Source organism: Actinomadura soli (assembly GCF_005889715.1).
GTDB lineage: Bacteria > Actinomycetota > Actinomycetes > Streptosporangiales > Streptosporangiaceae > Spirillospora > Spirillospora soli.
In genome coordinates, this window is record NZ_VCKW01000351.1 from 1 (window position 1) to 6,956 (window position 6,956).

Here is a 6,956-nt window from a genome sequence, read left to right on the forward strand (position 1 = left end):
GGCTCCAGCTCCCCCACCGCCCGTCCCCGAGACCACCGGAACACCCGCCACAAGCGGCAGCGGCGCGACAAGCGGGACAAGCGAAGCAGGCGGAGCAAGCGGGTCCGGCGGGACGCTCTCGACGGCCTGGACGGCGGTCGTGACGGCCGACCGCGACTACTACAACACGGTCATCGCCGAAGAGGGTCCCGACTCGGCGACCCTCACGTTCCCGCCGTACGCGCCCGAACGGCGGATCCCGCTCGCCGGGCGGGAGATCCGCATCGGACGGCGCAGCTCCTCGCAGCCGACCCCGCCCGAGATCGACCTGCGCGAGCCGCCCGAGGACCCCGGCATCTCGCACGTCCACGCGGTCCTGCTGGCCAAGCCGGACGGCACCTGGACGCTCGTCGACCCGGGTTCCACCAACGGGACCTGCATGAACGGGTCCATGGACCCGATCCCGAACAACGTGGAGGTCCCGGTCGCCGCGGGCGACCGGATCCACGTGGGCGCGTGGACCACCATCACGCTCATCCGAGGCGAGGCGACATGACGGCCGTTCAGCAGGCTCCCGACGCGGGACAGACCGCCCCATCCCCGCCCGCGCGGCCGGGGGGCCCGCCCGCGCGGCGCGGCCCCACGGGGCGGCTCCGGCGGACGCCCGAGACCCCGCCGACCGGCGTCGCGCGGCTGGTGCCCCGCACCGCCTCGGCCCGCATCCGGACGCTGACGGCGCTGGCGGCCGTCCTGCTCGTGGCGCTGCTGGCCGTCTCGTGGTGGGCGATCGCGAACGCCCGCGAAGGCGTCCGGGTGATCGGGCACGACGCGGGCCCGCAGGTCGTCGCGACCGGCGACCTGTACTTCCAGCTCACCGACATGGACGCACAGCTCGCGAACGCGCTGCTGATCGGCGGCGCGGCGGGCGGCGGCCGCGACCAGGCCCTCGCCCGCTACAACGAAAACCGGCAGAAGGCGGGCGACGCGCTGCTCAAGGCCGCGAAGCTCGCCGACGAGCGGACCGAGGACAACACCGCCCGCGACGTCCTCGACGCCCTCGGCCGCTACGAGAGGTTCGCCGGACAGGCGCTGCTCCTCGACGAGCAGTCCGGGCACGCGTCCGGGCCGCCGTCGCAGCAGGTCATCGAGCTGTACCAGCGGGCGACCGACCTGATGAAGCTGGACCTGCTGCCCAAGGCGTACAACCTGACGCTCGACAACGGCACCCTCGTCCGGCACACGTACGAGGACAAGCGCTCGGCCGTCCTCACCGGGCGGACCTGGATCCTCGTCACGGGCCTGGCGCTGCTCGCCGTCCTCGTCGCGTTCCAGTTGTTCCTGGCCGCACGCTTCCGCCGCCTCTTGAACCTGCCATTGGTGGCGGCCACGCTCGGCACTTTCGTCCTCGTCGTGGCGGGCACGGCGATGCTGTCCGGACAGGCGGACCATCTCCGCAAGGCCAAACAAGAGGGCTTCGACTCGATCCTGGCCCTTTCCCGGACGCGCGCCATCAGCAACAGCGCGGCCGCCGACGAAACCCGCTTCCTGCTGGACCCCGGACGCGCCGACGCCTACGAACAGGTCTATCTGAGCAAGTCCCAGACCGTCCTTTACCTGAAGGCCGGGAATCTGACGGAGTACAACACGGCCGTCCAGAAGGATCTGTCGTTCGAGCCGGGACGCGCGCCGTTCCTCGGGTTCCTCGGCACGGAGGCCAACCGGCCCACCGAGTCCGACGAGCGGCGGGCCCAGCTGGTGGACGCGCTGAACAAGATCCTCAAGGACTACCAGAAGGTCCAGGCGAACGACCGGCAGATGCGGACCCTCGTCCACGGCGGCAAGCGCGACCAGGCCGTCGCCGCGCGCGGCGCCTCCGCCGCCGACTTCACCGAGTACGACCGGTCGCTGCAGGCGCTGGCCCAGATCCACCAGAAGGCGTTCGACGAGGCCGTGGAGGACGGCGACGGCGGGACGCGCGGCTGGTACGCCGTCCTGCCGATCGCGGGGATCGTCATCGCGGTGCTCGTGCTCATCGGCGTCCGCCCCCGCCTGGCGGAGTACCGGTGGTCGAAGTGAAGCGCCCTCCTCCGCACCACCGCAGGCCGCACCCCCGCCCGACGGGCCGCCGCCCGACGGGCCGCCGCCGCGCGGCGACGGCCGTCCTGGCGGCGACGCTCCTGGCCTCGACGGCAACGGCCTGCGGCATCGCGGACGCCGACGAGAACTCCGTCGCCGCCAAGGACACGCTCGTCATCGGCGTCAACGGCGACCAGCCGGGCGTCGGCGAGCGCACCGGCGGCGGATCGTTCCAGGGCTTCGACATCGACGTCGCCAGGGAGATCGCCGAGCGGCTCGGCGTCACCGGCGCGAACGTGACGTTCAAGCAGGTCGGCTACGCGACGCGCGAGAAGCTGGTCCAGGACGGCGACGTCGACCTCGTCGTGGCGAGCTACTCCGTCACCCCCGAACGCAAGGTGAAGGTGTCGTTCGCGGGCCCGTACTACGTCGCCCACCAGGACGTCCTCATCCGCGCGTCCGACACCGCCGAGATCCGGAGCATCCACGACCTGAAGGGGCGGCGGCTCTGCAAGGTGCCCGGCTCGGTGTCGTTCCCGCGCGTCCACGACGAGCAGGGCGTCGCGGCGCTGCCCGTCCAGGCGGACGGCTACGCGCGGTGCCTCACCGACCTGACGGCCGGCCGGCTGGACGCGGTGTCGACCGACGACCTGATCCTCGCGGGCCTCGCCGCGAAGGCGTCCGCCGGCGGCCACGCCCTCAGGATCGTGAACGCCCCGTTCACCGACGAGCCGTACGGCGTCGGCATCCGGAAGGCCGACGTGGCCGGCTGCGAGGCGGTCAACAAGGCGATCACCGGGATGTACCAGGACGGCACCACCGCCGAACTGCTGAGGAAATGGTTCGCTCCCGTGGGACTCAATGTCACCACGACCGTGCCTCAATTCGAGGGCTGCGTCTGAATTCAGTGACCCAGAGCGAAATAGCGGCTACAGAATGGCATGAGAACAGTGGTGAGACCGGCCGGTCACTGAGATCAGTCGGTTACGTAAGTGGCAGTCGGCGCGCGTGATCGTAAGTTATGGTCGCGATCAAAACCCGGTCCGGTCATCACCATCACGTCCGAGGAGTGCCATGACGACGGTCGTCCTGGTGGTGCTGTGCTTTGTTGTGGGGGCGCTCGAACTCTACGCGGGCAGGCAGAGCCGGAACCAGGCGAGCGCCTTCTCCCGCCGGATCGAGGAGCTGAACGAGCAGGTCACGAAGCAGAACAACGTCCTGGTCACGGTCGGCGAGCAGCTCACGGCGGAGCTGTCGCGCGTCAAGCAGGACGTGCTGCCCGCCCTCGACACCCGGCTCCGGCAGAACACCGGGCAGGTGGAGGAGCTGGCGGGCCTCGTCCACCAGGCCGACGAATTCCTGCGGACGCAGGCCGGACGGCTGCGCGACCTGGAGCAGCAGCGGATCACGCTCGCCGCGCTGCGCCGCAAACTGACCGAGGTGGAGACGTCCGTCCGCGCCGTCACCCGGACGGGCGGCGGCCCGCCCGACGGCAGGGTCGAGACCGCCCTAGACCGCCTGGCCGACCTGGAACGCGGCGGCGCGGAGATCCTCGAACTCCAGCGCACCCTCACCCGGACGCTGGAGGACGTCGAGGACGTCGTCGCCGAACTGCTGCAGTTCACCGAGGGCGAGCTGGACGACACCGTCACGGCCGCGCTCACCGGCCGTCCGCGCTCCCACGGCGAGGCCGTCACCGCCACCGGACGCCTCTGGACGCGCGACGAGCAGCTCGACGACATCCTCGGCGAGATGTACGAACGCTGCGTGCGGTCGAGCCGGCTGAACGTCCGGTTCCGCACGGCCGAGGGCCCCAACGGCGACGTGCCAGGCGCCACCGAGCGGCGCCGGTACTTTCTGGGCGGGCAGGCCCCCGAGGACCTCGCGGGCGCGTTCAGCGCGCTGCTCATCTCGACCGGCGCCGACCTCCCGACCAACGGCTCCACCGCGGCCGCACCCGGCGCCGGGGCCAGACGCGGCCTGGCCCGCGTCGAACCGGGCGTCCCGCCGGGCGTCGAGCCCACGCGCCCCCCGGAGGACGAGGCCGCCCTCAAGGCCCTCCTGCGGACACTGTCGGAAAGCTCGGGCGCCGTCGCCCAGATAGGCCCGCTCATGGCCGTCCGGACCCGCGACGAGCTCCTGTGCGCCGTCCTGACCGCCGGACAGTCACTGGAGCTCGAAAGCGACGAGGTGTTCTGGGACCCGGTCGCCGCAACCCTCCGCCTGCGCCGCCTCCCGTCCCACCAACTATGGGACCTGACCGACTGGGCAACCCCGTAACCCAACCCGCCCTACAGGTCGACGCGCTCCAGGCACCGTGAAACTCCCCACGAGCCACGCGCCCCGACGAGCAGTGCCCCATGAAACGCCCCTGACGAGGCGAGGCTTTGTCAGTCGACGCCCCGAGAAGCACCAACCGTGAAGCAGCGCGCCTCAAGCCAGGCACTCACTGAGACAGCGCCCACGAGCCAAACCTCCATGAGGCGACGCTCCGCCGAAACGACGCACCATAAGTCAGCACCACATGAGGCGAAGCTCTGTGGAGCGACACCCCTACAACGCAACGCCCCAAGAGCCAGACGCTCAATAACGTGAGGCTCCTTGAGACGACGCTCCCTGTGGGGACGCTCCCTGTGGCGTGGCTCCGTGGGATGTGGCTCCGTTGGTTGGGGCGCCGTAGGCTCGCACGGTTCGTTCTGCTGGTCCGCCGATGCGTGCGTACAGCGGGCAGGTCACGGCTCGCGTCGCCGGGTCGACCTCCACGCACAGCCCGATCCCGGCCGCCCGGTCGAGGAACACCGCGTTCTCCACTGCCCGCGCGCCCCGCACCGCGTACGGGACGGAGTCGGCGTCGCCGGTGTCGAAGAGCTCCTCGAACGTCAGCCTCCGCGCGAATCGGATCAACGCGTCCGCGTCCACCACCCGGCTGCCGATCGCGGCCGCCGGACCGGCGACGACGATGCCGAAGCTCGGGTTCTCCCGTCCCCGGACATAGATCTCCCGGTCCGGCTCAAGCCCCTTGCGCCGATCGGGGATCTGGACGCCGAACCCGGCGTCGCCGTTCACGTACGCCGGAGGCCCGAAGCCGTCCGCCGACCCGTCACGGACGCGCAGCGCGCCCGCCGGCATCTCCCAGCCCGGCAGGTACACGCCGAGGCCCCGCAGCAGCAACCGCCAGATTGGACGCCTCGTGACCTCCATCGCGAACTCGCCCCGCCGCCCCGGTCCGCCGGCGTCCGCCGCGCGCCCGTGCCGCCCGTCCCGTCCCACCTCAGGCTCCCGAACGCCCTCCATGACGACCATCATCAGCCGCCGTTCCCCCACCGGCAAGGGCTTCGTCTCTTACCGCTCGGCCTCTGCGCCCGCGCCACCGCGTCGGCTACCGTTGAACCACCCGGATCATGACGAGGACGCCGCCGTGAACCTGCAGGACATGATGGTGCAACACGACAGCTCGTCGCGCACCGTCGACAAATACCTGATGTCCTACGAGGGACGTGTCATCGCCGTCCGCCGCCACCCCGCCGTCCTGCTCCTCCCCGTCGCGATCGTCGTCGCCGGGTTCGTCGCGTGCGGCGCGGCCAGCGCGGTCGTCGGCCTCACGTGGATCTGGTGGCTGTGGCTGGTCGCCATCGCCTACCTGGTCTGGAAGGTCATCGCCTGGTCGGTGGAGTTCTTCCTGGTCACCGAGCACCGGGTAATGGTGATCAACGGCGTGCTCAACCGCAACGTCGCGATGATGCCGCTGGCCAAGGTCACCGACATCGCGCTGAACCGCTCCATGGCCGGACGGATCCTCGGCTACGGCGAGTTCGTGATGGAGTCCGCGGGCCAGAAGCAGGCGCTCCGCAATGTCGGCTTCATGCCGTACCCGGAGCAGCTCTACCTGGAGGTCTCGTCCGTCATCTTCGGCACCATCGACGAGTCCCCCGACTAGAGACCCGAGCGCGCGCTAGGCAGATCACCGACCACCCCAACATGACGCCCCGAGAGCCAGCCATTCGCGAGTAAAGCCAGATCACGAGAGCTAAGCGCGGTGTAATACCTGATCACGACGGCTAAGCGCGCGCCCTACCGGATCACGAGAACTGAGCGCGAGTCATTCCGGATGCACCGGCGGCGAAGTCCTTGGAGCGGACCTTGACCGTGGAGGAGCCGGACCTGGTACACGGCAAGCTGGTCATCGTCAGCCCGCCAGATCACGAGGGCTGAGCAGGACCGCAACCCTTCCCGGCCGCAGAAGGGCACTCACAGCGATCTTCTTCGCATCCTCGTTGGTCGGGTCGGGGATCTTGGTCTCAGGCCGGACACGGCCGACTCTCCACCCTTGACGATCCGGAGTGGGTATCACCGGCCTGGTGGCGTCATCGACCGCTGATCCGGACCCGGCGTCGTCCTCCTCGAGGCGGGTCTGTTCTCAACGTGGCTGCTGCTGGCAGTCGTCGTCCGCGCCGTCCGGCACCGCGCCCAGAAACTCCTCGGCAGCAACGTCCTGCGCAGCATCGTCCTTACCAGCCCACTCATGGTCGGCGTCACCCGCCGACCGGTGATCGACGTCAAATGCGAAGCGGCCTGGAGAAGATCGGCGACGAAATCGCTGGCCCTCGACAAATCGGCTAACACCGCCGTCACGGCTGGTCCGTTCCACATCCTCCTCGAAATCATCGGCCGTATCCGGACCGCCCGGGCGTCGTCTCCACCGAAAGCTTTGTACACCTCGAACTGCGTAAACCGACCCGCTCCCGGAGCCCCCGACTCCTCGACACCCCGTGTTTCTCATTCTCAATGAGGATGGCCTTGGGACACCTCGCGGCGTACTTTTAGATGCCGTAACGAAGGAGACCGGCCATGTCTGAGTCGGTTCACCAGAACCTTCCCGCCCCCGACGACCACCTCACCGT

7 protein-coding genes are annotated in these 6,956 nt (G+C 69.9%); 5 read left to right on the plus strand and 2 right to left on the minus strand.

Annotated elements, in window-relative coordinates; translation table 11 throughout:
- From ETD83_RS37740 to ETD83_RS37755, 4 genes are all read left to right on the plus strand, one after another.
- Positions 1-535: FHA domain-containing protein (locus ETD83_RS37740; RefSeq protein WP_205718100.1), on the plus strand; the 535-nt coding region annotated here is incomplete at its 5' end.
- The gene (locus ETD83_RS37745) at positions 532-2,055 is read left to right on the plus strand and encodes a hypothetical protein (protein ID WP_138649994.1); all 1,524 of its coding nucleotides are present in this window, start codon (positions 532-534) and stop codon (positions 2,053-2,055) included. The genes ETD83_RS37740 and ETD83_RS37745, both read left to right, overlap by 4 nt.
- Positions 2,043-2,957 carry a glutamate ABC transporter substrate-binding protein gene (locus ETD83_RS37750; protein WP_230421462.1) on the plus strand — a complete coding sequence of 305 codons (915 nt, stop codon included), beginning with the start codon at positions 2,043-2,045 and terminating at the stop codon, positions 2,955-2,957. The genes ETD83_RS37745 and ETD83_RS37750 overlap by 13 nt, the downstream gene beginning before the upstream one ends.
- A 172-nt stretch (positions 2,958-3,129) precedes the next feature.
- Complete coding sequence (locus tag ETD83_RS37755) at positions 3,130-4,335, plus strand: hypothetical protein (protein ID WP_138649995.1); 1,206 nt, start codon at positions 3,130-3,132, stop codon at positions 4,333-4,335.
- Positions 4,336-4,638: 303 nt separating this feature from the next.
- On the opposite strand, the gene ETD83_RS37760 is transcribed toward ETD83_RS37755, so the two are convergent.
- Positions 4,639-5,349: a hypothetical protein gene (locus tag ETD83_RS37760; RefSeq protein WP_205718101.1), complete on the minus strand. Its 711-nt coding sequence runs from the start codon at positions 5,347-5,349 to the stop codon at positions 4,639-4,641.
- Between the two features lie 124 nt (positions 5,350-5,473).
- Here ETD83_RS37760 and ETD83_RS37765 point away from each other — a divergent pair, with 124 nt between their 5' ends.
- Complete coding sequence (locus ETD83_RS37765) at positions 5,474-5,992, plus strand: PH domain-containing protein (protein WP_329603051.1); 519 nt, start codon at positions 5,474-5,476, stop codon at positions 5,990-5,992.
- A gap of 480 nt (positions 5,993-6,472) precedes the next feature.
- On the opposite strand, the gene ETD83_RS37770 is transcribed toward ETD83_RS37765, so the two are convergent.
- Positions 6,473-6,703 carry a hypothetical protein gene (locus ETD83_RS37770; RefSeq protein WP_138649996.1) on the minus strand — a complete coding sequence of 77 codons (231 nt, stop codon included), beginning with the start codon at positions 6,701-6,703 and terminating at the stop codon, positions 6,473-6,475.
- Positions 6,704-6,956: the final 253 nt, after the last annotated feature.